At 67.1% G+C, this 23440-nt stretch carries 21 protein-coding genes and 1 tRNA gene; 12 read left to right on the top strand and 10 right to left on the bottom strand.

Going from position 1 to position 23440, the window contains the following annotated elements:
- Positions 1-164: 164 nt before the first annotated feature.
- Together QX128_RS28855 and QX128_RS28850 are read right to left on the bottom strand one after the other, a co-directional pair.
- Complete coding sequence (locus tag QX128_RS28855) at positions 165-1127, bottom strand: fatty acid desaturase family protein (RefSeq protein ID WP_316239202.1); 963 nt, start codon at positions 1125-1127, stop codon at positions 165-167.
- A gap of 14 nt (positions 1128-1141) precedes the next feature.
- Positions 1142-2173, bottom strand: a complete 1032-nt coding sequence (locus tag QX128_RS28850; protein WP_316239201.1) for an alpha/beta fold hydrolase — start codon at positions 2171-2173, stop codon at positions 1142-1144.
- An 823-nt stretch (positions 2174-2996) separates the two neighbouring features.
- Here QX128_RS28850 and QX128_RS28845 point away from each other — a divergent pair.
- Both QX128_RS28845 and QX128_RS28840 read left to right on the top strand, forming a co-directional pair.
- Positions 2997-4034 carry an LLM class flavin-dependent oxidoreductase gene (locus QX128_RS28845; protein ID WP_316239200.1) on the top strand — a complete coding sequence of 346 codons (1038 nt, stop codon included), beginning with the start codon at positions 2997-2999 and terminating at the stop codon, positions 4032-4034.
- Positions 4035-4271: 237 nt separating this feature from the next.
- Positions 4272-4658: a hypothetical protein gene (locus tag QX128_RS28840; RefSeq protein WP_316239199.1), complete on the top strand. Its 387-nt coding sequence runs from the start codon at positions 4272-4274 to the stop codon at positions 4656-4658.
- Positions 4659-4668: 10 nt separating this feature from the next.
- Here QX128_RS28840 and QX128_RS28835 read toward each other — a convergent pair whose 3' ends face one another.
- The 3 genes from QX128_RS28835 to QX128_RS28825 all read right to left on the bottom strand — a co-directional run bounded on the left by QX128_RS28835 (position 4669) and on the right by QX128_RS28825 (position 7843).
- A complete protein-coding gene (locus QX128_RS28835; RefSeq protein ID WP_316239198.1) occupies positions 4669-6804 on the bottom strand; it encodes a tetratricopeptide repeat protein in 2136 nt (711 codons plus the stop codon).
- An 82-nt stretch (positions 6805-6886) separates the two neighbouring features.
- Positions 6887-7579, bottom strand: coding sequence for a flavin reductase family protein (locus QX128_RS28830; RefSeq protein WP_316239197.1), 693 nt, complete (start codon positions 7577-7579; stop codon positions 6887-6889).
- Between the two features lie 187 nt (positions 7580-7766).
- Positions 7767-7843: transfer RNA gene (locus QX128_RS28825), tRNA-Arg, on the bottom strand.
- A gap of 390 nt (positions 7844-8233) precedes the next feature.
- Here QX128_RS28825 and QX128_RS28820 point away from each other — a divergent pair.
- From QX128_RS28820 to QX128_RS28810, 3 genes are read left to right on the top strand one after another with little or no spacing between them, the layout of a single operon-like run.
- Positions 8234-9157 (top strand): fused MFS/spermidine synthase, encoded by a 924-nt coding sequence (locus QX128_RS28820; RefSeq protein ID WP_316239196.1) that lies wholly within the window; start codon positions 8234-8236, stop codon positions 9155-9157.
- A complete protein-coding gene (locus QX128_RS28815; protein WP_315800559.1) occupies positions 9154-9771 on the top strand; it encodes a fused MFS/spermidine synthase in 618 nt (205 codons plus the stop codon). Before QX128_RS28820 ends, QX128_RS28815 begins: the two co-directional genes overlap by 4 nt.
- A 21-nt stretch (positions 9772-9792) precedes the next feature.
- On the top strand, positions 9793-10737 hold the full coding sequence (locus tag QX128_RS28810; RefSeq protein ID WP_316239195.1) for a M28 family peptidase: 945 nt from the start codon (positions 9793-9795) through the stop codon (positions 10735-10737).
- 9 nt (positions 10738-10746) lie between these two features.
- Here the strand turns inward: QX128_RS28810 and QX128_RS28805 are convergent, their stop codons facing one another.
- Positions 10747-12873, bottom strand: coding sequence for a phytoene desaturase family protein (locus QX128_RS28805; RefSeq protein ID WP_316239194.1), 2127 nt, complete (start codon positions 12871-12873; stop codon positions 10747-10749).
- A gap of 353 nt (positions 12874-13226) precedes the next feature.
- Between QX128_RS28805 and QX128_RS28800 the strand changes: the two genes are divergently transcribed.
- The 3 genes from QX128_RS28800 (at position 13227) to QX128_RS28790 (ending at position 14935) form a co-directional block, all read left to right on the top strand.
- Positions 13227-13943, top strand: a complete 717-nt coding sequence (locus QX128_RS28800; protein ID WP_316216817.1) for a hypothetical protein — start codon at positions 13227-13229, stop codon at positions 13941-13943.
- A 101-nt stretch (positions 13944-14044) separates the two neighbouring features.
- Positions 14045-14641, top strand: coding sequence for a YidB family protein (locus tag QX128_RS28795; protein ID WP_315800563.1), 597 nt, complete (start codon positions 14045-14047; stop codon positions 14639-14641).
- A gap of 27 nt (positions 14642-14668) precedes the next feature.
- Positions 14669-14935, top strand: coding sequence for a GlsB/YeaQ/YmgE family stress response membrane protein (locus QX128_RS28790; protein ID WP_315800564.1), 267 nt, complete (start codon positions 14669-14671; stop codon positions 14933-14935).
- A gap of 131 nt (positions 14936-15066) precedes the next feature.
- Here the strand turns inward: QX128_RS28790 and QX128_RS28785 are convergent, their stop codons facing one another.
- Positions 15067-15846, bottom strand: coding sequence for an SDR family oxidoreductase (locus tag QX128_RS28785; RefSeq protein WP_316239193.1), 780 nt, complete (start codon positions 15844-15846; stop codon positions 15067-15069).
- A 246-nt stretch (positions 15847-16092) separates the two neighbouring features.
- Here QX128_RS28785 and QX128_RS28780 point away from each other — a divergent pair, with 246 nt between their 5' ends.
- The 3 genes from QX128_RS28780 to QX128_RS28770 all read left to right on the top strand — a co-directional run bounded on the left by QX128_RS28780 (position 16093) and on the right by QX128_RS28770 (position 19374).
- Complete coding sequence (locus QX128_RS28780) at positions 16093-17157, top strand: acyl-CoA dehydrogenase family protein (RefSeq protein WP_316239192.1); 1065 nt, start codon at positions 16093-16095, stop codon at positions 17155-17157.
- 19 nt (positions 17158-17176) lie between these two features.
- On the top strand, positions 17177-18334 hold the full coding sequence (locus tag QX128_RS28775) for an acyl-CoA dehydrogenase family protein (RefSeq protein WP_316216819.1): 1158 nt from the start codon (positions 17177-17179) through the stop codon (positions 18332-18334).
- 233 nt (positions 18335-18567) lie between these two features.
- Entirely contained in the window at positions 18568-19374 is an 807-nt protein-coding gene (locus QX128_RS28770; protein ID WP_316216820.1) for an enoyl-CoA hydratase/isomerase family protein, read from the top strand.
- A gap of 57 nt (positions 19375-19431) precedes the next feature.
- Here QX128_RS28770 and QX128_RS28765 read toward each other — a convergent pair whose 3' ends face one another.
- The 3 genes from QX128_RS28765 to QX128_RS28755 all read right to left on the bottom strand — a co-directional run bounded on the left by QX128_RS28765 (position 19432) and on the right by QX128_RS28755 (position 22395).
- Positions 19432-20202, bottom strand: a complete 771-nt coding sequence (locus QX128_RS28765; RefSeq protein ID WP_316216822.1) for a hypothetical protein — start codon at positions 20200-20202, stop codon at positions 19432-19434.
- 68 nt (positions 20203-20270) lie between these two features.
- Entirely contained in the window at positions 20271-21065 is a 795-nt protein-coding gene (locus QX128_RS28760; protein ID WP_316239191.1) for an enoyl-CoA hydratase, read from the bottom strand.
- 145 nt (positions 21066-21210) lie between these two features.
- Positions 21211-22395: an ABC transporter substrate-binding protein gene (locus QX128_RS28755; RefSeq protein WP_316239205.1), complete on the bottom strand. Its 1185-nt coding sequence runs from the start codon at positions 22393-22395 to the stop codon at positions 21211-21213.
- 222 nt (positions 22396-22617) lie between these two features.
- On the opposite strand from QX128_RS28755, the gene QX128_RS28750 reads away from it, so the two are divergent.
- Complete coding sequence (locus tag QX128_RS28750; protein WP_410053191.1) at positions 22618-23394, top strand: thermonuclease family protein; 777 nt, start codon at positions 22618-22620, stop codon at positions 23392-23394.
- Positions 23395-23440 lie beyond the last annotated feature (46 nt).

Genomic DNA, 23440 nt, shown 5'->3' with positions numbered 1-23440 from the left:
CCGAGAGCCGCCAAGAAAACGAGAATACCAAGCGTTAATTTGGTAAGTTAGCGCCAATGAGAGAGACCCCTCACCCGGCATGATCGAGCGTTGCTCGATCAGGCCACCCTCTCCCACAAGGGGAGAGGGTGCACCGTCTGCGCGGCGATAGGTCGGGCACAAACTCATTTGCTTCCGAACTTCGTTCCATCAAACTGATCGCGAAACCAGGCCCAGGTCTGCCGCGTCACGGCGACGTAGCCCTGCCCGCGATACTTGATCTCGCCGTCGACGATCGCATGCAGCTTCGGCAGCGCGTGGAACGGCACCGCCGGATAGGCGTGGTGCTCGACGTGATAGGGCATGTTCCAGGCGAGCCAATGCACGACCTGCGTGGTGAAGGTGGTGCGGGTGTTCTGGAAGGCACTCTTGGCATGATCGCAGCCGGTGTGCTCGGCGTAGAGATAAGGCCGCAGGACCATCTGTCCCAGCAGCAGCGGCAGCACCCAGATCCACAGCAATAACGCGCTGTGCAGCGCGAACGAGCCGATCAAGAGCAGCGCGTAGCCTGCGACGTAGGCGCGCGCCTCGCGCACGATGGCGGCGCGGCGGCCGGCGGGGACCCAGGGCACCGTCACCTCGCCGGTCACCGCATGCTTCAGCAGCAGCCTCAGACGGCCGGCCACCTGGACCAGGCCGGAATAGGCGATCGCAAGCTGCGTCTCCGAGCGCGGCTTGGGGCCGACGATCAGCTCCGGGTCGCGCAGGGGATCCTGGGTGTGGCGATGATGCTCCCAGTGGAACAAGCAGTAATATTCATAGGGCAGTCCGATCAGGAAGCCGGAGAGGTTGCCGATCGCGAGATTGAGCCTGCGGCTGTCAAACGCGGTCTTGTGCGCGGTCTCGTGCACCGCCATGAACAGGAACGCGATCAGCACGCCCTGCACCGGCAGCAAGGGCAGCGCCCACAGCACCCCATGCATCGATGCAATCGCTCCGATCAGCACACCCACGCCGATGATCGCGCCGTAATGGCCGAGCGTGCGCAGCGCGCCCTGCAGGTTGGAGCGCGTGCAGAGCTGCTGCAACGTCGCCGGCGTCAGCAGCTTCGGGCGGGGCGCGAATTCGTCGGTGGGCACGTCGGTCATGTCGAACTCGGGTGTCAGCTCTGGAGAAGCGCGGAAACGTTGGCCTTGATGAAGTCGTGATCGGCCGGGATGCGGACGGGATTGCCGGCCCGGTGGCCGTGGATCGAGGGGATCGGCCGCAGCACAGCGGAACGGGCGTTGACCAGCTTCGGCAGCTCGCGCTCGTTGTCGCGCCAATCGAAATAGCGGTCGGTCCGGCCCGGCATCAGCAGCATCCGCGCGGTGATCGCGCCGAGTGCGCGATCGAGATCGCCGCCGAACGGGGCGCAGGCGCTGATGTCGCCGCCCTGCCAGATCGCGATCTGCGCCAGCAGATTGTCGGCATCGCGATGCGCGAAGGCGGTGTCCCAGGTCGCGGCGAGATAATCCTCCTGCGAGGCAAAACCCTGCTCGCGCCAGACCTCGTCGCGGTAGAACTCATAGGACATCGCCCAGCCCGCGTAGATCCGCCCCATCGCGCGCAGGCCGGCCGCCGGCTTCTCCACGAATCGGCCGTTCTGGAACGCAGGATCGGCCATCAGCGCTGCCTTCACCGCGTCGAGGAACAGATGGTTGTAGGGCGAGCAGCGCGCGCTGCCGCACACCACGGCCGCGCGCTCCACCATGTCCGGATGGCGCGCGGCCCAGTGATAGGCCTGCATGCCGCCCATCGACCAGCCATAGACCAGCGCGATCCGGCTGATCCCGAACTGCTCCTCCACGAGCCGGCGCTGCACCGCGACCGCGTCGTGATAGTTGATCGACGGGAACGGCGCGTCGCCGAACAGTTCGCGCGTATTCGAGGGCGACGACGACAGCCCATTGCCGAACAGGTTGGGAATGATGATGAAGTAGCTGCTCGGATCGAGCGCGCCGCCGGGCGCGACCAGCCACTCGGTGTCGACGTGCTGCGCGCCGAACGAGGTCGGATAGAGGATGACGTTGTCCTTGGCCGCGTTCAGCGTGCCGTAAGTCTTGTAGGCGAGCCGCAGCGACGGGAACGTCACGCCCGATTGCAGCACGACGTCGCCTGCCTCGAAGATCTGATAGTCGCTGCCGGTCGCCATGTGCGTCATCCCGTGTGATCGATGATCGGAGCCTAGGTGATGCGCGGCCGGGCCACACGCCCATTTTTTGGCATGGCATGACCGCACAACAGGCGCGGCCGGCCATCGCATCGGCCGAGGTCATGCGTTTGCGCTCTCGCGGCCGCGCAAGCCCGAGCCTTGTCCGGATCGTTCGCCCTCCGAAACATGAGGGCGCAGGGAAGACCGGGAGCTCGCCGCCCCCATGGCCCGCCTGCGAAAAAAATGCAGGCGGCAGGAACCACAGGTTCGGCTGGAACATCCCGGCCTTCCCTGCGCGATGGTTTTACAGCTGCTTCGCGATCTCCCTGGGGACCGGCTGTCTTGCCCCCATCGTCGGCGCGCTGCGCTTCCGCACCGCCGTCCGGCTTGACCTCAGCATCGGGAGGCCAGGACCACGCGACTTGACTGTCCGCATCGGATCGTTCGTCGGCGCGAAACCGCGCTGCGACCCGCTACGGCCACCGCATCCCCGCCTCGCGTCTCGTGACGACCGCGCGTACGCCCCTCATCGATGAGGCAGGATGGATGCAATAGAGCACACTTTCTGGAAAAACGAAAGAATTATTTTTTGCCGCCTTGACCTTCACGCGGACGGCGGCCGGGGCCGCCTTCTCCCCCCTCTCTCCACCGTCATGGCCGGGCATGACGTGCCTGAAGCCAACAGGCGAGCTCTCCACAGGGGATTCTGTCGTTGCCGCAACATCGAAACCCTGTGTTTCGTCCCAGCCGCTTGCAATCCGGTTCCGCCCCTTCCAGCTGACAGCGGGACGCCGTATGACGGCCCGACGCAATGGAATGAGACATGACCACACAGATCGAATTCGGCCTGGACACGTTCGGCGACGTCACCCGCGGCACCGATGGCGACATGGCCTCGCACGCCCAGGTGATCCGCGACGTCGTCGAGGAGGCGGTGCTGGCCGATGAGCTCGGGCTCGATTTCATCGGGCTCGGCGAGCACCATCGCGGCGATTTCGCGATCTCGGCGCCCGAAGTGGCGCTGGCCGCGATCGCGGCGCGGACCTCGCGCATCAGGCTCGGCTCGGCGGTGACAGTGCTGAGCTCGGACGATCCGATCCGCGTGTTCCAGCGATTTTCGACGCTGGACGCCGTCTCGAACGGCCGCGCCGAGGTCATCCTCGGCCGCGGCTCCTTCACCGAGTCCTTCCCGCTGTTCGGCTTCGATCTCAAGGACTACGAGGCGCTGTTCGAGGAGAAGCTCGATCTGTTCGTCAGCCTGCTGCCGCAGCAGCCGCTGACCTGGCAGGGCAATCTGCGGCCGCCGCTGCGCGAGCAGCTGGTCTACCCTCCGGTCGAGCACGGCCGGCTGAAGGCCTGGATCGGCGTCGGCGGCAGTCCGGAGTCCGTGGTGCGCGCGGCGCATTACGAGCTGCCGCTGATGCTCGCGATCATCGGCGGCGATCCCACACGGTTCGCGCCCTATGTCGAGCTGTACCATCGCGCGATCAAGCAGTTCGGCCGCGAGACGAAGCCGATCGGCGTGCACTCGCCAGGCTATGTCGCCGACACCGACGACCAGGCGCGCGAGGAGCTGTGGCCGGACTACAAGACCATGCGCGACCGCATCGGCCGCGAGCGGGGCTGGCCGCCGATGGGCCGTGACGAGTTCGTCCAGGAGGCCGATCACGGCTCGCTCTATGTCGGCTCGCCGGAGACCGTGGCGCGGAAGATCGCCGCGACGATCAAGGCGCTCGGCCTGTCGCGCTTCCAATTGAAATATTCGGCGGGGCCGCTGCCACATGCCAGGCTGATGCGGAGCATCGAGCTGTATGGCAAGGTGGTGGTGCCGAGGGTGCGGGAGTTGCTGGCGGAGCAGTAGGCTGCCTCCGCGGTCCTTCACCAAGCCCACAACCGCGCCTGGCCCTGCATCACGGGACCTGGATCAAAGGCGCGCGCGAAACGGCTCGTTCAGGACAATCCAAGCGAGCCGATTAAGAGAGCCTTCGTGACACGCAGCATAAGCTCGACGTCGCGCGCGCCTGCTCCGATCAAGGGGGCGCAATCCGATCGGCTGCCCGGAGGCAGACGACAATCGCATAAGCCTGGGAACGAACTGATGGTGCTGAAGATCATCGCGGTGGTTTACGGACTCTGGTTCGTCCAGGCCGCCTTGGACTCCGGCTTCTACGATACACCGGCCCACATGGTGAGCTCGACGCTCGCGCTCGGCGGGTTGCTCGCGCTGTTTGATCACGCCTTCAGGATGGGCTTGCTCTCCGCCAACATCTGGCGGGTCGTTGCGCTTGTCTACGTCGCCGACGGCCTGGTCCACGTGGTACCGAGCGCCAAGGCTCTGATCGAGGCGCAACGTTTCGAGGTGCTGGCAGGCGCTGCGGCGATCAGCTTCGTTTTCCAACTCCCGATGCTGTTCAGCTTGTGGCGATTGTCGTTTCCGTCCACGCGCACGGATCAGACCGGTCTCGCACGCATGGCCACGCGATAGGCGTCGGGCCTCATAAGCCTTCGACGTCCGCTCTCGGCCTCATACCCGGCCCGGGCGACAGCAGCCCGCGCTCACCTGCCGCCAGCCGCGCAAGCTCCCTGGCCGTGCGCGCCAGCACCCCGTCCCAGGCCATCGGCTTGTCCTGGCGGAACAGCCGCATGGTCGGATACCACGGGCTGTCGGCGCGGTCGCGCAGCCAGCGCCAGTCGAGCGCGTAAGGCAACAGGACCCAGATCGGGCGGCCGAGCGCGCCGGCGAGATGCGCCACCGACGTGTCGACGGAGATGACGAGATCGAGTGCGGCGACGGCGGCCGCGGTCTCGGCGAAGTCGCTCAGCAGCGGCGCGAGATCGATGACGTCGGTGCCAAGCTCGGCGAGCCCTAGCGCATCGCCCGGCCGCGGCTCCTTCTGCAAGGAATAGAGCTGCACGCCCGGCATCACCAGCCGCGGCAGCACCGCCTGCGCGGTCAGCGAGCGCTGGCGGTCGCCCTTGTGCCTGGGATTGCCGGCCCAGACGACGCCGACTTTCAACGACGGCGCGCGGCCGAGCACGTTGCGCCACGCAGCCGTCTTGATCGGATCGGCCGCGAGGTACGGCACCTTGGCCGGGATCGTCTCCAGCGTGGTGCCGAAGATGCGCGGCAGATCCATCAGCGGCGCCTGCAGGTCGACCGGCGGCAGCGGCGCGCCGCGCGGCACCACGGTCACGCCCTCCAGACAGCGCAGCAACGGCGCGATCGCCGGCTGCACCTGCAGCACGATCGGACCACCCATCATCCTGACGCGATCGACATAGCGCACGAACTGCAGCGCATCGCCGATGCCGTATTCGGCGAACAGCAGCAGCGTGCGTCCGTCGAGCGGCTCGCCCTGCCATTCCGGTGCGTCGAAGCGCGGCATGCCCGCGGACAGATCCGGGCAGTCGCGGCCCCAGCGGTGCTCGGCAAAGCCGTTCACGAGGTCGCCGCACATCAGCAGGAAATGCGCGTGATTGTAGCGCGCCAGCGCATCGTCGGGCGCCAGCGCGACCGCGCGGTGCGAGGTGGCCAGCGCGGCGTCGATGTCGCCGGCGTTGCGCAGCGCCACCGCGAGATTGGCGTGGCCCTTGGCGTAACCGGAATCGGAGGCCACGGCACGGCGATGCGCCGCGACGGCCTCGATGGTCTCGCCGCGCATCTCGTGGATGATGCCCAGATTGGTGTGCGCCGGGGCGTGATCGGGCAGCAAGGCCAGCGCGTGCTCGCAGGCGGCCATCGCCGCATCAAGCTGGCCGGTCCCGCACAGGCAGGCCGCGAGATTGCTGAGCACGACCACATCGGTGGGATCGAGCACGGCGGCGCGCCGATAGGCCTCGACGGCCTCGGCCGGGCGGTCGGCCTCATGCAGCGCGTGCCCGAGCAGCCGTGCAGCATTGGCATCGCCGGGCGCGAGATCGCAGGCCCGACGATAATGGATCGCGGCCTCGGCAAAGGCGCGCTGCCTGTAGAGCACATCGCCAAGGCTGAGATGCAGGCCGGCATCGGCCGGATGGACGGCGAGCGCATGCTGATAGGCCGGCACCGCCGCCGCATAGTCTGCCTGGTCGGCGAGCACATGCGCCAGCGCCCGCCACGCCTCGGGGTAGGCCGGGTCGCGTTCGAGCAGCGCGCGATAGACAGCTTCCGCCTCCACGAGGCGGCCCTGGCGCGTCAGGGCCAGCGCGAGATTCCAGCGCGCATGCGCGAGCGCAGGATCGAGCGTCAGCGCGTGGCGATAGGCGGCTTCGGCCTCGGCGAAGCGCGACAACTCCAGCAGCGCGCTGCCGAGCCTGCTGTGGATCGCCGCATCGAGCGGCCGCAACGCCGCTGCGCGCGCGAACGCATCGGCGGCGCCGTTGCGCTCGCCCTTCACCGCGAGCGCATCGCCGAGCGTGACATAGGCCGGCGCATGGTGGGGATCGCGGGCGAAGACGCACCCGAGCAGCTCCGCGCCCTCGGCCATGCGGCCGTCGGCGAAGGCGAGGATCGCGGACAGATGCAGCGCCGGCAGATGATCCGGCACCGCCTGGAGGATGTCGCTGCACAGGGCCTTGGCCGGTCCGGCGCGCCCCGCATTGTAGTGATCAGCCGCCTCGATCAGCAGCCGGTCGACAGCCCCAGCCCCCATGATGTCCTTGACCTCTTGCACCCGGATGCAAGCTTGAACGGGCGGCCGGGTGATTCCAGGCGAGACTCGAGGCCGAGCCGGCTCAGCCGGCCGCCGCCTCCATCCGCGTCGGCGCCTTGCGCGCGCGCTCGACATCGGGCGTGCGATAGGCCGCCTCTGGGATGGTGCCCAGCCGCGAATCGTGAAGGCGCGGGCCGAGGCCATAGAACTGCTGGAAGCTCATGATCAGCGGCCGCCATTTGTCGGGATCGATGCGGTCGCGCGCGCCGTCCACCAGGAGGGCGCCGTCGACATGAACGCGCTGGACGCGGACCTCGAAGCACAGGATGTGCCCCTTCAGCAGCGCGTCGTCATCGGCGATGCCATGCACCGCTTCGACCCGCGCTTCGAGCTGCACCGGACATTCGGCGACGCGCGGCGCGGCGACCGTTTCGGACCTGACCGCAGTGAGGCCGGCCGCGGCGAACTTGTCCGGCTCATGGCGGTAGCCCTTGCGCTGCTTCATCGCCGGCACCGGGTCCGATCCCGTGGTCAGCGCCAGGCGATCGACCGCGGCGGCGAGATCGACCGACGCCAGGTTCAGCACGCACTCGCCGGTGCGGCGCATGTTCTGCGGCGTCTTCGATCCCGCCGCGAGGCCCAGCATGCAGCGCCAGCCGAGCCAGAATGCCGACGACATCGGCGCGAGATTGAAGCCGCCGTCCTCGTTGACCGTGCTGATGAGGACGACCGGCGTCCCGAAATAAAGAATGCCCGGCTCGATGGTCGTATGCATGGAAAACTCTCCAGGGTGATGCGTCTCGGCGGCGACTGCGCGCCGCGTGGACGGGGCTCAGGCCGCCGTCTCACCCGGAGAAGGTCCTCGATGGCAGCGACGCGCTCCACCCGATTCCCGGTCGGGCCTGATCAAGCACGCAATAGGTTTGATCTGGAGAGGTCTGCGCGCGCAAGGCTGCGGCAGATGGCGATCCCGGCATGACTCGAACATGCGACCTACGGTTTAGGAAACCGCCGCTCTATCCAGCTGAGCTACGGGACCGGAGCCTGCACCGAAGTGCACCTGCTTCGCTGCCTCCATAGCAGACCCGGCCACCGACCGGAAGCCTCTCCGGTCAATGCCTGGACCGGACAGCCGGCCGTGGCACAACGACGCTCGGGTCCTGCGATGGGAAGACGGTGGGAACGCGGCCGCGCGATCCCGGTTGAGGCGGCGCCGACCGATCACACCCCCGTTTGGGAGGGGCGGTTTGACTATCCGGACGGCAGCCGATGGTCTAAGAGAACGGCGCCGATCCGGAACCCGGCCTCGGGATTGCCGTATTGGTCGTGCCTGAGCGCATCTCGTGGCCGGGCCAGCCGGCCGGCGCCGCGAGATCCGACTTGATTCAAGCGCGCCTGCCCATTTCAGCCGAGGGAAACAGACAAGTCGATGCTCATCCGGTCGGTCATTTCAGGCGCGCTCGCAAGCTTCCTCTCCATCGCCGCCGCAAGCGCGCAGGACACCCGCAATCTGCTGGAGTCCAAGGAGTCGCTCTACAACAACATCTATGTCTATGAGCAGGCGCCCTACCGCAGCATGACGTTCGGTCACAACCGCCGCATCTATACCGAGAGCGTCTACAACACCCGCGACGAGCTCGACCTGCCGGTCGACTATACCCGCTTCATGACCGCGAGCGTGATGTACGCCAAGAATGTCAGCTCCATTCTCGAGATCGGCTTCGGCGGCGGCCGCACCGCGTGGTACCTGCACCGCTTCCTGCCCAAGGTGCAGGTGACGTCGGTCGAGCTCGATCCGACGGTGCTGGAGCTCGCCAAGAAATATTTCGACATCAAGGAGGAGCCGAACTTCCACGTCGCCAACCGCGACGGCCGGCTGTTCGTGCAGGAATCCAAGGACCGCTACGACATCATCCTGATCGACGCCTATCGCGGGCCGTTCGTGCCCTTCCACCTGCTGACCAAGGAATTCTACCAGCTCGTCAAGGACCATCTCGCCGAGGGCGGCGTGGTGGCGCAGAACGTCGAGCCCTCGACCATGCTGTTCGACGCCGCGGTGAAGACCATTCACAGCGTGTTCCCGCAGGTCGACTTCTACGAGGCCGGCGGCAACATCGTCATGGTCGCCTATCCCGGCGACGAGCGGAAGCCCGAGGATCTCGCCGCCATCGCGCAGGAGCGCGACAAGGAGTTCGGCTTCCGCTACAAGCTCGCCGACATGCTGGCGCAGCGCAAGCGCATCGACATCGACAACGGCCAGGTGATCGACGCCAAGGCCAAGGTGCTGACCGACGACTTCGCGCCGGTGGAGGCGCTGAAGAGCATCGAGCGCCACAACAAGAAGCTGCCATGAGCGAGCACGTGTCCCGCGCCGGCATGCTGGCGATCTATGTCTGCTCGTTCCTGGTCGGCTGCGTGCTGATGGGCTTCGAGATGCTCGGCAGCCGCTACCTCAACCCGTATTTCGGCAGCGGCATCGGCGCCTGGGCGAGCCTGATCTCGACCGTGCTGTGCGCGCTCGCGATCGGCTATTTCGCCGGCAGCGCCATCGTCGACCGGCAACCGTCGACGCGCACCATCGGCACCATGATCCTGATCGCCGCCGCCTACATGGCGCTGGTGCCGGCGACCGCCGATACCGTGATGGCCGACATCCTCGACAGCATCGGCGACGGGCCGATGGCGACGCTGATGGCCTCGACCGCGCTGCTGCTGGTGCCGCTGACCCTGCTCGGCACCTTCTCGCCGATCGCCGTCAGCCTGCTGACGCGCTCGGCCGGCGAGGCCGGCCGTGTCGCCGGCCTGGTCTACGGCGTCTCGACCATCGGCAACGTCGTCGGCACGCTGGTCACGACGTTCGCACTGATTCCGACCATCGGCTCGCGCGCCATCACCTATTATTTCGCCGTGGTGCTGGCTGGCTGCGCCGGCATCCTGTTCATTCCCTTCGGCAAGAAGCCGTCCTGACATCGTTGAAGAGCTTTTCGGATGACCGAGTTCTGGCCCCGCCTCGCCGCCACCGCGACAACGGCCGCGTTGCTGCTGACGTCGCCGGCCGCCCACGCCGCGGACGCAAAGATCGAGTTGTGGGACGGCCAGCGCGCGATGTCCGTCATCGCCGATCTCTTGCGCTTCACGCCGCGCTCGATGGGCGAGCCGGGACATCAGAAGACCATCGACTACATCAAGGATGCGATGGCCAAGAGCGCGGCGGAGGCGGTGCTCACGCAGAGCTTCACCGCCAAGGGCGATGACGGCAAGGCGATCCCGCTCACCAACATCATCGCCCGCTTCCAGGTGCAGAACCCGCGGCGCATCATCGTCGCGACCCATTACGACAGCATCATCAAGGCCTACCGCGATCCGAAGTCACCGGATGCGCCGATGCCCGGCGCCAACAACTCGGCCTCGGCGGTGGCGCTGCTGCTCGAGACCGCACGCGTGCTGTCGCTGTCGCCGCGGCCCGACGTCGGCATCGACATGATCTTCTTCGACGGTGAGGAGGGACCGAAATCGCTCGGCGCCGGCGATCCGACCTGGCGTCCGCTGGGCTCGCCGCATTTCGCGGCCAACCTGAAGACCTATTATCCGACGCACAAGCCGGAGAAGGCGGTCGATTTCGACATGGTCTGCGACAAGGATCTCAAGCTGCAGCCGGAGCCGTCGTCGCTGGCCTCGGCGCTGCCCGAGGTCAAGAAGTTCTGGAGCATCGGCAGCCGGATCGCGCCGCAGGCGTTCTCGCCGGAGCCCACGGCCTATCCGATCAGCGACGACCACACGGCGCTGCAGCAGGCCGGCATTCCGAGCTTCCTCGTCATCGACTTCGACTACGAGCCCTATTTCAACACCACGCAGGACACGATCGAGCAGTGCTCGGCGCAGAGCCTGGAGACCGTCGGTCGCACCCTGCTGCGCTATCTCTACACGCCCTGAGCGCCGCATTCATGCCGCCTTCGGCGGCGCTGTCATTGCGTCCGATGCGACATCTGATACGCGCGCCAGCAGGCCGGGCACGAGCGCCTCGGCCGCCTCCGCGCCCGAGATCACCACGGCCTCGACGCCGGCTCCGGCATTGCCGCCGCCGGCGATGACGAGATTGCGCACCGGCGCCTTGGCGCCCTTCAGCCGTCCCGACCGGGCCACGCCATAGATCGCGCCCGCACTGGCGAGGTCGTAGCGCGCATAGGTCACGGGGCTGGCGTCGGTGCGGTAGACGATATGCTGCGACAGGCCGGGAATGATGGTCTCGGCGGCGGCGACCATGGCATCGCCGAGCTGCTGCTTGCGCGCCTCGTAGTCCGGCGAGCGCCGCCACGCCTTCCAGTCGTCGCCGCCCTCGTCGGGAAACCAGCTCTTGGCCTGTTCGTGAGGAACGAGGGTGATGATCGTCATCGTCGCATGGCCTTCCGGCGCCGCCGACGGATCGAGCTTGGACATTACCGCGAGGCCGATCCCCATCGGGGAGTCGAGATGGGTGGCGGGCGCGACGTCCGGCACGATGTCGAGGCCGAGATGCACCGAGAAGCACGACGTCGCCGGCGCGAGGGTGCGGGCGCGCTCGCGAAAGCCGGCGGGCAGATCGTCGGCCTTCAGAAGCTCGGTGAAGGTGCGGCCGAGATCGGCATTCGAGACCACCGCCTGCGCGCGGACCGTGCGGCCATTGCCGAGCACGACGCCGGCGGCGCGGCCCTGCTCGACCAGGATGCGGGTGACCCTGGATTTCAGATGCACCTCGCCGCCCCGGGCGGTGACCGCCTCTGCGAGCACGTCCGCGAGGTGGCCGGAGCCGCCGACCGGATAGAAGCCGCCCTTGAAATAGTAGCCGAAGATCGGGACCATCTGCGCGCAGCTCAGCGTCTCGCTGCCGTCGCCGAGATAGCCCGACAGCGCATTGAGAGTGGCGATCAGCTCGGGATCGGAGACGTGGGCGGCGACGAGCTCGTCGAACGGGCGGTTCATCCAGCGGTACGCCTGCGGATGCTTGCGCGGGAAGGCCAGCATCTCCTCCAATGTGGCGGGCATGCCGGGAATGCCGCTGCGGCCCTGCCCCGTCGCATACATGCTCTCGAAGATGGCATGGATGGTGTCGAACAGCCGGGTCAGCCCGTCCGCGCTGGCAGGAAACATTTCGCAAAGCAGCCGGACATAGGCGCGCCAGTCCTCCGGCACCTCGATGCGCCGGCCGGCGAGACGGTAGGAGTGGGTGACCCGCCGCCATTGGATACGGTCGGCGACGCCGAGCCGGCGCAGCACGCCGTCGACCGGCCCGCCGGGCCAGACGCCGGAGAAATCGTGCGGCCCGGCATCGAAGCGATACTGCACCGGCTTGTTGTCGTGGTGCGCCTTGCGAAGATAAGTGTGGCAGAAGCCGCCGGGCACGACGTGGTGGTCGAACACCTTCACCTTCAGCCCGGACTCCGCGAGCAGGGCCGCGGCCGTCAGCCCGCCGATTCCAGCGCCGATCACCGCGACATCGCAATCGGTCTCGGCCGCGGAGGCGAAGCCCGGCGCCGGCCAATGGCACTCCTCGCGCGCGGCCCGCATGCGCAGCAAGGCCTGGCGAATCGCGAAGCGCGGCCCGAAGATCGAGACTAGCGCGCCACCGATGACGATCACCGCCGTGATCCAGGAGGCGACGCCGGCCCAGCGGCACAGGCCGAGCACGAGGAACAGGATGCCCCAGAGCCCGGTCATCAGCATGTTGATCAAATGGAATTGGGGCGTCGAGGCGCTGTCGGCATAGGCCGACCGGGAATAATCCCCGGTCCAGGGGCGGCCGACGGCGAGCGAAGCGAAGCTGATGAGGCCGAGCCCAGCGAAGGACAGCCACAGGGCATTGCCGGCCGTCCAATTCGGCGCGACGTCGTTGGCGATCGCCAGCACGACGAAAAGGGCGAGGCTTCCGAGTTCCAGCAGCGCGAGCTCGCTACGGGAGGCGCGCCAGACATTGGCGGCCAGCGCCAGGGCCAGCGCGGACCACACCGCCCATGCCGGCTGATGCCAGGCCAGCAGGGTCCAGAACACGACGAACGGCAGCAGCGCCAGCTTGACCGTGAGGAACACCTTCATCGCAGCCTCCTCCGCGCCGGGCGGCGCAATCTATCTTTCCAGTGTCAAGATATTCATAGGAGCGCTTGTGCGGTCCAGTCAACACCAATCTTTCCATCGTCAAGATTAGTTTCGTCAACTACGGCGGGATGAAAATGGTGGAAAAAAGCTGCGTATCGTTCCGGCGCCACAGCAAGGTGCGATTCACGAACGGCGCCGCCGTCATTGCCGACCCGACTGTGGCAACGAGATCACGGAACCACGGCAGATAAAGAAGAAAGTCGCAAATTACGCAGCATTGGAGTCACACATCGCCGCAAATTGGCGACAATCTCCCGTCATCTGAGGCGGGGAGCCGCTGAGGATTGCCGTTCGTGTACCGACCCCACTTGCCAATTCTGGTCTTTGCAGCGATCACCTGCCTGCCTGCGGTGCAACCTCAACGCGCGCATGCGGAATGGTGGAGCCGCTCCCCGACGGATTTCGAGGAGTGCGCCGACGCCGCCGAGAAGTCCGCCTCCAAGGAGGAGAAGACCGCGGCGCTGGCGCAATGCAACGCCAAATTTGCCGGGAGACGGAAGCCGGGCGGCGGCTATGTCTACTACGACTTCATGCAGGACCGCAGCTTCGACATCGCCGGGCCCAATCCCACGGCCGAAGAGCAGAAGTTCATCGACCAGCAGTATACGCAATACCTCGAGCGCCAGCGCCACGCCAATATGAGCTCGGCAATGATGTCGCGGCCGCAGACGCAGGACCTCCAGCCCTCGCTCCGGGACATGACGGCGCGGGCCGCGATCGAGCCGCCGAAGCCGGCCATGCCGGCGCCGCCGCCGCAACGGCCGAGCAAGCCGCCGGCCGCGACCGCGCAGGGCGGCTTGCCACCGCCGGCGTCGAACGTGGAGGCACGCGCCCGCATCAAGGCAGCGCAATGCGCCAAGGATGGCTGGCGGCGCGATTCGTTCTCGTGCAACTTTCCGGTCCTGTCGGAGAAGCTCGACGAGCTGAAGCGGATGTTCACCGGCCCGAGCCAGACTGCTGCCGCACCGCCCGGAGCCAAGGCGCCGAAACGGGCCGAAGCCCGGAACTGAGCCGCGCGCGACACGTTCCCCTGTGCGACCCTTCTGACCGCGGCTTGTAACGCTCCGTGCAAGCCAATAGCTTTGTCGGCGTGGGGCGCAGGAGGCAGGTCATGGGTCTACTCGATATCCTCAACGGCATGCAGAACGGCCCGAATGGGCCAAGTCATCCGGCCACGCAGAAGAGCGGCGGCATGTCGCCAATGACGATGGCGATCCTCGCTTTGCTGGCGTGGAAAGCGGTGAAGCATTTCTCGCAGAATGGGCAGCAGCCGAACGCGGCGCCCGCGCCGGTCCCGCCGTCTCAGCCGACCGGGAATCAAGGCGGCCCGCTCGGCGGTGCGCTTGGTGGCGGATTGAGCGGCGGCCTCGGCAACATCATCGCTGGCGGACTCGGCGGCCTGCTCGCCGGCGGCGCCGCCGGCAGCGTCTTGTCCGGCGGGCTCGGCGATCTGCTGCGCCAGTTGCAGGACAAGGGCCATGGCGACACCGCGAACTCCTGGGTCTCCCCCGGCGAGAACAAGCCGATCTCGCCCGGCGACCTCGCCAATGCGCTCGGCGCCGACCAGATCGATCAGCTCACCGCGCAGAGCGGGCTGTCGCGCGACGAGCTGTTGAACGGGCTGAGCCAGTACCTGCCGAAGGTGGTCGATCAGCTCACGCCGGACGGGCGGCTGCCGACCGAGCACGAGTTGGCGAGCCGGATCTGAGCGCGACCTTCAGGCAAGGATCATGTCATGCTCTATATTTTGATTGTCGGGCTGGTCGCCGGCTTCCTCGCCCGGCTTCTGTCGCCGGGACCGAACAACCCCTCCGGCTTCATCCTGACCGCCGTGCTCGGCATCGTCGGCGCATTCCTCGCCACCGCGGTGGGACAGGCGATCGGGCACTATGGTCCGAACCAGGGCGCCGGCTTCATCACCGCGACGATCGGCGCCGTGGTGGTGCTGTTCATCTGGAACAGGCTGGTCGCCAGCGGCACGATCCGCGATTTCAATCGCTAGCGCGCTCGCTCCAAGCGCTCTCACTCCAAGTCATTGCCAGCCAGGCGGCGACGCAATCCAGCACCAACAAGGTCTGGACTGCGCCGTCGCGTCGGCTGTTCACCACGACGGCGTCGCCCCAAGAAACGGCGTCACCCCAACAGATGCATCCCCGCATCCATGCGCACGATCTCGCCGGTCATGTGGCCTGACGCCGGGCTCGCCAGGAACGCCACGAGCTGCGCGATATCCTCGGCGGACGAAGCCGCGCGCAGCGGCACCCGCGCCACCACCGCATCGCGCACCTGCTTGGCGCCGGCCTCGCCGCGGCCCTTGGTGAACCACGGCGTATCGATGTAGCCGGGGCAGACGGTGTTGATGCGGATATCTGGCGCCAGGGCGCGCGCCAGCGACAGCGTCATCGTGTTCAGCGCGCCCTTGCTGGCGGCATAGGCAACCGACGAGCCGACGCCGCTGATGCCGGCCACCGACGAGACGTTGACGACCGCGGACGCACGCGCCGTCGCCTTGGCCGCTGCTTCCAGCAGCGGCCGTGCGGCGCGCACCATCTGGAAGGGGCCGATGGTGTTGACCGCGAAGATGCGCTGGAAATCCTCCGCCGAAAGGCCGTCGAGCTGATCGTGCGGGACGTGCTTGGTGGTGCCGGCATTGTTGACGAGGGCATCCAGCCGGCCCCAGGCCGCGGCGGCGGCGACGATCTTGCGGCAATCCTCGTCGCGCGACACGTCGCCTTGAATGACGACGACCTCGACTCCTTCCTTGCGGCAGAGATCAGCGGTCTGCTCGGCTTCACTCTTGCTGTTCGAATAGTTCACGACGATGCACATGCCGGCCTTCGCCAGCAGCAACGCGGTCGCGGCTCCGAGGCCGGACGCCGACCCCGTCACGACCGCGCACAGACCTTCAGCCATTCCGCACCTCCCTGTTTGCCTTTGCCTGTTACCTTGCTTCTTCTTAGCCAACATCGCTGCATCTGCAAAATCGGCAAAATCTCCGCAGCGCGGAAATCGCTCGCCTCCATGCGGCGAGCGGACGGGGCCCTGCAGCGCGCTACGCTTGTCAGGGCCATCGCTTGCGCCCATCATGCCGGCAAGACATCGCCGGCGCGCGCAGGACATGGCGCGCCGAGACCGACGATAACGAGGGCGAGGAGCGCTGTGGCGGAAGCTGAGAACATCGTCGTTGCGACCGCGGAGAAGATCTTCGCCGATCTCGCCGACCCGCAGACGATCAACCACGACAAGGACGGCCGCTGGACGGCGCCGCTGTGGCAGGCGCTGAGCGAGGCCGGCCTGACGCTCGCCTGGGTGGGCGAGGAGTTCGGCGGCGCCGGCACTGACCTCGCCGACGGCTTCGAGATCATCAATGCCGCCGGCCGTTTTGCGATTGCGGTGCCGCTGGCCGAGACGCTGCTCGCAGGCTGGCTGCTGCAACAAGGCGGCATTGCCTCGCCCGACGGCGCCATGACGATCGCGCCGGCTCATCCGAGAGACCGGATCACGCTCGACGCTGACGGCACCTTGTCCGGCCATGCCCGCGGCGTGCCGTTCGCCAGAGCCGCGCAGCATGTTGCCGTGCTCGCGCAAGGCGGCGACGGCGTGTCGATCGCGCTGGTCGAGACCGCGCGGCTGCGCATCGACGCGGGCCTCAACCTCGCCAACGATCCCAGCGACACGGTGACGTTCGACAAGATCACGCCGCTGGCATGCCGGCCGGCGCCGGCCGGCTTCGACGCCACGACATTGATGCTGATGGGCGGCGTTGCCCGCGGACTGCAGATCGCCGGCGCGCTGGATCGGCTGCTCGCGATCAGCGTCAACTATGCGGGTGAGCGCGTCGCCTTCGAGAAGCCGATCGGCAAATTCCAGGCGGTGCAGCACAATCTCGCACGGCTGGCCGGTGAGAGCGCCGCCGCGAGCGCGGCCGCGACATCGGCCGCGGATGCGATCGCGCGGGCCGCCGCGTTCGACGACGCGGTGTTTCTCGAAGCCGCCGCGGCCAAGATCCGCTGCGCCGAGGCCGCCGAGAAGGGCGCGGCGATCGCGCATCAGGTGCACGGCGCCATCGGCTTCACCACCGAGCACATCCTGCATCGCTTCTCCTTGCGCGCGCTGGGCTGGCGCGACGATTTCGGCTCCGAGAGCCATTGGGCCGTCGAGCTCGGTAAGCGCGTCGCCGCACACGGCGCCGATGAGCTGTGGCCGCTGGTCGCCTCGCGCTGACGACGAAGAGGATTGCCGCATGACCGCACTTCGTTTCGATCCGATCCGCCTGCCGAGGGAATGCGAGGAGCTGCGCAAGGAGGTGCGCGCCTTCCTCGCTGATGAGATCGCGGCCGGCACCTTCAACCCGTACCAGCCCAAGCGAGAGGATGCCGACGCACGTGAGTTTGCGGCCCGCGTCGGCGCGCGCGGCTGGATCGGCATGACCTGGCCGAAGCAATATGGCGGCCACGAGCGCTCGTTCCTGGAGCGCTACGTCGTGACCGAGGAGATGCGGGTTGCCAACGCGCCTGTCAGGCGCTTCTTCGTCGCCGACCGGCAGAGCGGGCCGATCCTGCTGCGCTACGCGCCCGAGCATATCAAGATGGACATCCTGCCGCGCATCTGCCGCGGCGAGCTGTGCTTCGCGATCGGCATGAGCGAGCCGAACTCGGGCTCCGACCTGTTCGCCGCCAAGACGCGCGCGACCAGGACGGACGGCGGCTGGCTGATCAACGGCTCGAAGATCTGGACCACGTCGGCGCACATGGCCGACTACATGATCGCGATCTTCCGCACGTCGCCGGCCACCAAGGAGAACCGTCGTCATGGCCTGACGCAGTTCCTGGTGAACATGAAATCACCGGGAATCAAGGTGAACCCGATTGGGCAGATCACCGGGCAGAAGGAGTTCAACGAGGTCGTCTTCACCGACGCCTTCGTGCCGGACGATCATCAGCTCGGCGAGATCGACGGCGCCTGGAAGCAGGCCACCTCCGAGCTCGCCTATGAGCGCTCGGGGCCCGAGCGTTTCCTCGAAACCTACTATGTGCTGACCGAGCTGGTGCGCGCGGTCGGTCCCAACCCCGACACGCGCAGCGCGGAGGGCATCGGTCGCCTGGTGGCGCAGCTGCACACGATGCGGCGGATGTCGGTGTCGGTCGCCGGCATGCTGCAGGCCGGCAAGGAGCCGGTGGTCGAGGCCTCGATCGTCAAGGACGTCGGCACGGTCTGGGAGCAGCAGCTGCCGCACCGCGTCCGCGACCTCGCCGCGTTCGTCGAGGACAACGCAGGAAATCGCGAGACCTTGGAGAGCCAGCTGACCTTCGCGATGCAGACCGCGCCGAAGCTGACCATCCAGGGCGGCACCACCGAGGTGCTACGCGGCATCATCGCGCGCGGGCTGGGGTTGCGGTGATTGTAGGAGCCAATTCGGCTTGCTCGGTGCACCCTCTCCCCTTGTGGGAGAGGGTGCCGGAGATGCGAAGCATCGGAGGCGGGTGAGGGGTCTCCATCCGCACGGCCAACTGCCGAGAGAACCCCTCACCCGGCTCGCCGTCGCTTTCGCGTCGGCGATCCACCCTCTCCCACAAGGGGAGAGGGTGCACCGGCCGTACCGCTGCATTAGGTAATTAATCAGGAGACCCCACCATGACCCACTTCCCTGACATCGGCGTCGAGATCCACGGCCATGTCGGCCTGATCGAGATTCGCCGGCCGCCGCTCAACTTCTTCGACATTTCACTGATCAACCAGATCGCCGATGCGCTGGAAGGCTTCGACCGCGACATCGAGATCCGCGCCTCGGTGCTGGCGGCGCAAGGCAAGGCGTTCTGCGCCGGCGCCAACTTCACCGATCCGGCGCGCCAGGCGCAGGAAGCGGCCGGCGCCAAAGGCGATCCGGCCGACAGCCTCGGGGCGATCAACCATCTCTACATGCAGGCGGTGCGGATCTTCCGCTGCAAGAAGCCGGTGGTCGCCGCGGTGCACGGCGCCGCCATCGGCGGCGGGCTCGGCCTCGCCGTCTCGGCCGACTTCCGCGTCACCTGTCCGGAGGCGCGTTTCTCGGCCAATTTCACCAAGCTCGGCTTCCATCCCGGCTTCGGGCTGACGGTGACGCTGCCGGAGCTGGTCGGCAAGAACAACGCGGAGCTGATGTTCTACACCAGCCGCCGCGTCACCGGCGAGGAGGCGCTCAGAATCGGCCTCGCCAATGAATGCGTGCCGCAGGACCAGGTGCGGACGGCCGCGATGAAGCTCGCCGCCGAGATCGCCGAATGCTCGCCGCTCGGCCTGCTGTCGACCCGCGCGACGATGCGCGCCAATCTCGCCGACCGTGTGATGGCCGCAACCGAGCACGAGCTCGCCGAACAGACCCGGCTGCGCGCGACCGAGGATTTCAAGGAAGGCGTCAAGGCCACCGAGGAGCGGCGCTTCGCGAACTTCAAGGGGCGGTGACGAACCGCGAGCTTCGAACGTCGGCATGGCCGGGCTCGTCCCGGCCATGCCGATCGACTAGTTGGCGACCGCCCCCTGCAACGCGAAGGCAACGCCGCCAATTGTGAAACAGCCGCCTGAAACTGCATAGCCACGGGCGCGCGCAGCGTCGGCCACACGCGCAGCATCGGCGACGCGGAACGTCAGGCCGTTCATGAGCTCGCGCTCGCCGGGTTCGACACGAATACCGGCGTTCGGCAATTTCAACTGCTGAACACCATCTCGGGCAGACGGCACCACATCGAGAATGCGCCCCCAATGCCCGGCGAGCGCGGCCGGCTCGGGGCTCTGCAGCACCACCTCGGTCATCGCCGTCGTCACGTCGCTGCGAATCGCGCGCGTCCAATCCGGCCCAGCGGGCGGATAGGCGCCGAGCACATCGTCGCTGCCCGCGGTGTGATTGAGCTCGATGAAGGCGGCGCGGCAGTCGCGGGGATGTAGTTGCACGCCGTGATAGGGCGGATGATCGATCACGTTGGCGGTGCGCACGCCCATCGCATTGGCTCGGGACGCGCGGCCATCGGGATCATCGCAGGCGAAGATCGCCATGTAGCCGCCGCGGCCGCCGGTCTTGTCGAGGAAGCGTCCGGCCGCGGTGTCCTCGCGGGTCGGCGCGATCACCTCGAGCAGGATCGGCCCGACCGGCAGCAGCGCGTTCTCCAGCCCATATTTGCCGACATGCGGGTCGCGATAGCAGATCTCCAGGCCCATGATCGCAGCGATGTCCGAGACGACCGGCTCGAGGCTGCGTGCGACGAGACAGATCTGGCGCAGGTGGAGGTAAGGCATGCGGTCCTCCTCGAGGCTTTACCTGTTCACACAGGCCAGCGGCTTCAGCAGCGTCATTGCGAGCGACGCTACCGCCCCTGGAACAGCGGCGCGCGCTTCTCGACGAAGGCTTTCGCCGCCTCCCTGTGGTCCTCGGTGTCGCTGCAGCGCGAGTGATGCATCGCCTCGGCGTCGAAGCAGGCCTCGAGCGTCATCGTCTCGGCATTGTTGATGTTGCGCTTGATGTAGCCGAGCGTCACGCTCGGCCCCTGCGCCAGCGACATCGCCAGCGCGCGCGTGGCGGCTTCGACCTCGGCGTCGGGCACGACCTTGGTGACCATGCCCAGGGCGAGCGCCTCCTGCGCCGTCAGGACCGGCGAGGTCAGATACAGTTCCCGCGCCTTGGCGCTGCCGAGCAGTTGCGTGAGGAAGTAGGTGCCGCCGAAATCGCCCGACAGCCCGACCTTGGCGAAGGCCGTCGTGATCTTGGCCGACTCGCCGGCCACCCGCAGATCGCAGGCCAGCGCGATCGACAGGCCGGCGCCGGCGGCGGCGCCGTCGATCTGCGCCACCACCGGCTTCTGCATCTGGTGCAGCAGCCGCGACACCTCCATGCGCTCGCGCAGGGTCGTCACCTTGGTCTCGAACGAGGGCGCGGTCTTGGCTTCGGCCATCGCCTTGACGTCGCCGCCGACGCAGAACGTGCCGCCGGCGCCCTTGAGCAGCACGGCGCGCACCTCCGGATCATCGGCCGCGCGATGCGCCGCCTCGACCAGGCCCTTGGTCAGGTCGCTGTTCAGCGCGTTGCGCCGCTCCGGCCGGTTCATCGTGATCGTGAGCAGGCCGGACTCGAGATGCTGCAAGACGGTGGTGTTGGTGGTCATGGTAGCCGCTCCGCTGTTGCTCGTGATGGTCTCGTCATTCCGGGGCGACGCGCGAGCGTCGAACCCGGAATCCAGAGCTGATTGTCTCACATCGAGATTCCGGGTTCGCGCTCACGCGCGCCCCGGAATGACGGCCGTTCGGCCGTTACTTCTTCACCAGCGGGCAGCGCGACGCTTCCAGCGGCTGGAACGCCTCGTTGCCCGACACGGTCGCGAGCAGCTTGTAGTCGTCGGACTTGGCCTTCGACTCCGACGGCTTCTTGACCTCGAACAGATACATGTCATGCACCATGCGGCCGTCCTCGCGGATGCGGCCGCCCTTGGCGAACATGTCGTTGATCGGCGTCGCCTTCATCAGCTTCATCACGGCGTCCGCGTCGGTCGTACCCGCAGCCTTCACCGCCTTCAGATAGTGCGTCACCGAGGAGTAGACGCCGGCCTGGGCCGAGGTCGGCACGCGCTTGGTGCGCTCCATGAAGCGCTTGGTGAAGGCGCGGGTGTCGTCGTTGAGATCCCAGTAGAACGCTTCCGCGACCAGCAGCCCCTGCGCCGTCTCCAGCCCGACGCTGTCGATGTCGGAGACGAAGGCGAGCAGCGGCGACAGCTTCTGCCCGCCCTTGGTGAGGCCGAACTCCGCGGCCTGCTTGATCGCGTTGATGGTGTCGCCGCCGGCATTGGCAAGCCCGATCACCTTGGCCTTCGAGGCCTGCGCCTGCAGCAGGAAGGAGGAGAAGTCCGAGGTGTTGAGCGGATGACGCACGCTGCCGAGCACCTTGCCGCCCGACTTCACCACCACGGCGGTGGTGTCCTTTTCCAGATCCTGGCCGAACGCGTAGTCGGCGGTCAGGAAGAACCAGCTGTCGAGGCCGGACTTCACCGCCGCCAGGCCGGTGACGTTGGCCTGCGCGAAGGTGTCGAACACGTAGTGCACGGTGTAGGGGCCGCAGGCCTCGTTGGAGAGCCTGACAGAGCCGGGACCGTTGAAGATGATGATCTTGTTGCGCGCCTTGGCGATCTCGCCGGCGGCCAGCGCGGTGGCGGAGGCGGCGACATCCCAGATCATCTCGACGCCCTGGTTGTCGAGCATGTCGCGGGCGATGTTGGCGGCGAGATCGGCCTTGTTGAGATGGTCGGCCGCGATCACCTCGATCTTGCGGCCGAGCACCTCGCCGCCGAAATCCTCCACCGCCATCTTCGCCGCGGTCTCGCTGCCCGGACCGGTGATGTCGGCGTAGAGGCTCGACATGTCGAGAATGCCGCCGATCTTCAGCGGCGGCTTGCTCTGCGCATGCGCCACGCCTCCGGACAACGTCAGCGCCGACGCCAGCATGAACAACGACGCCGCCGCGCCGCGGATGGTTCTGCTCATCGATATCCTCCCTGCCGGGCACGTCGCTACATGGCGACGGCCTCTTTGATAGTTCGCATCATGGCGCACGTATTCGCATGCGGCAAGCGCTCAGCACGCTCGGCAAAGCGTCGCCGGTCGCCGCTTTCCGCTCAGTGGAATGGAAATTTCGTGCGATGATGCAGCATGGCGAGAGTGCGCGGAATGCAGAGCGGACGAAGGCTGGTTGCGCTCGGTGCGAGCGTGGCGGTCATCGCAATGACGTCGGCGAGTCACGCCACACCGTGCATGTTCGCGGAGCTCGGCGAAGGCCACGTCAGCGAGATCATCGATGCACGCGGCTTCCGTCTCGATGACGGTCGCGAGGTCAGGCTCGCCGGCATCGAGGTGCCGCCGGAGGAGCATCGCGCGACGTCGGTGGATGCGCTGGGCGCGCTGCTGCGCGACCGCGACGTCGCGCTCCGCGGTGAGGACGATACCCCCGACCGCTACGGCCGGCAGCGCGCCTTCGTCTTCGTGGCCGGCGCGGACCAGCCGGTGCAAAGCGAGCTGCTGCGGCAGGGCGCCGTGCTGCGCGGGATCGACCTGCCCGACCGGGATTGCGCCCTCAGCCTGGGCGCGGCGGAAGCCGAGGCACGCAGCGCCGGGCGCGGTCTCTGGAAGATTGGGACCGTCATAAAAAACACGGAAAGTCCAGACGATATTTTGTCTCGCGTAGGGCTATTTACGGTTGTCGAAGGGAAGGTGTTGTCCGTACGACAGACGGGGACAACAACTTATCTGAACTTCGCTCGTAACTGGACACGGGGCTTCGCGGTGATTATTCCAAAGCGTATGATGGCGGTATTGGAAGGCGCCGGCATCGACGTCAAATCACTTGCGAATCGGCAGGTTCGCGTGCGCGGTTGGATTGAAGCGCATGCGGGTCCGAGACTGGAACTGACGCAGACCACCCAGATCGAGATTTTAAGCGGGAATTGACCGCTGAGGTACATGAGTAGCGACGTGAACCTGTCTGTTCGAAAGC

Origin of the sequence: Bradyrhizobium sp. SZCCHNR1015, from assembly GCF_032489875.1 — a bacterium.
Classification (GTDB): domain Bacteria; phylum Pseudomonadota; class Alphaproteobacteria; order Rhizobiales; family Xanthobacteraceae; genus Bradyrhizobium.
Note: the sequence above shows the minus strand (reverse complement) of the source record. Positions and strands in the feature narration are given on the sequence as shown.

Coding starts and splice junctions, on each gene's coding strand:
- QX128_RS28855 (WP_316239202.1), bottom strand. CDS start 1,127: ATGACCGACGTGCCCACCGACGAATTCGCGCCCCGCCCGAAGCTGCTG.
- QX128_RS28850 (WP_316239201.1), bottom strand. CDS start 2,173: ATGGCGACCGGCAGCGACTATCAGATCTTCGAGGCAGGCGACGTCGTG.
- QX128_RS28845 (WP_316239200.1), top strand. CDS start 2,997: ATGACCACACAGATCGAATTCGGCCTGGACACGTTCGGCGACGTCACC.
- QX128_RS28840 (WP_316239199.1), top strand. CDS start 4,272: ATGGTGCTGAAGATCATCGCGGTGGTTTACGGACTCTGGTTCGTCCAG.
- QX128_RS28835 (WP_316239198.1), bottom strand. CDS start 6,804: ATGGGGGCTGGGGCTGTCGACCGGCTGCTGATCGAGGCGGCTGATCAC.
- QX128_RS28830 (WP_316239197.1), bottom strand. CDS start 7,579: ATGCATACGACCATCGAGCCGGGCATTCTTTATTTCGGGACGCCGGTC.
- QX128_RS28820 (WP_316239196.1), top strand. CDS start 8,234: ATGCTCATCCGGTCGGTCATTTCAGGCGCGCTCGCAAGCTTCCTCTCC.
- QX128_RS28815 (WP_315800559.1), top strand. CDS start 9,154: ATGAGCGAGCACGTGTCCCGCGCCGGCATGCTGGCGATCTATGTCTGC.
- QX128_RS28810 (WP_316239195.1), top strand. CDS start 9,793: ATGACCGAGTTCTGGCCCCGCCTCGCCGCCACCGCGACAACGGCCGCG.
- QX128_RS28805 (WP_316239194.1), bottom strand. CDS start 12,873: ATGAAGGTGTTCCTCACGGTCAAGCTGGCGCTGCTGCCGTTCGTCGTG.
- QX128_RS28795 (WP_315800563.1), top strand. CDS start 14,045: ATGGGTCTACTCGATATCCTCAACGGCATGCAGAACGGCCCGAATGGG.
- QX128_RS28790 (WP_315800564.1), top strand. CDS start 14,669: ATGCTCTATATTTTGATTGTCGGGCTGGTCGCCGGCTTCCTCGCCCGG.
- QX128_RS28785 (WP_316239193.1), bottom strand. CDS start 15,846: ATGGCTGAAGGTCTGTGCGCGGTCGTGACGGGGTCGGCGTCCGGCCTC.
- QX128_RS28775 (WP_316216819.1), top strand. CDS start 17,177: ATGACCGCACTTCGTTTCGATCCGATCCGCCTGCCGAGGGAATGCGAG.
- QX128_RS28770 (WP_316216820.1), top strand. CDS start 18,568: ATGACCCACTTCCCTGACATCGGCGTCGAGATCCACGGCCATGTCGGC.
- QX128_RS28765 (WP_316216822.1), bottom strand. CDS start 20,202: ATGCCTTACCTCCACCTGCGCCAGATCTGTCTCGTCGCACGCAGCCTC.
- QX128_RS28760 (WP_316239191.1), bottom strand. CDS start 21,065: ATGACCACCAACACCACCGTCTTGCAGCATCTCGAGTCCGGCCTGCTC.
- QX128_RS28755 (WP_316239205.1), bottom strand. CDS start 22,395: ATGCTGGCGTCGGCGCTGACGTTGTCCGGAGGCGTGGCGCATGCGCAG.
- QX128_RS28750 (WP_410053191.1), top strand. CDS start 22,618: ATGCAGAGCGGACGAAGGCTGGTTGCGCTCGGTGCGAGCGTGGCGGTC.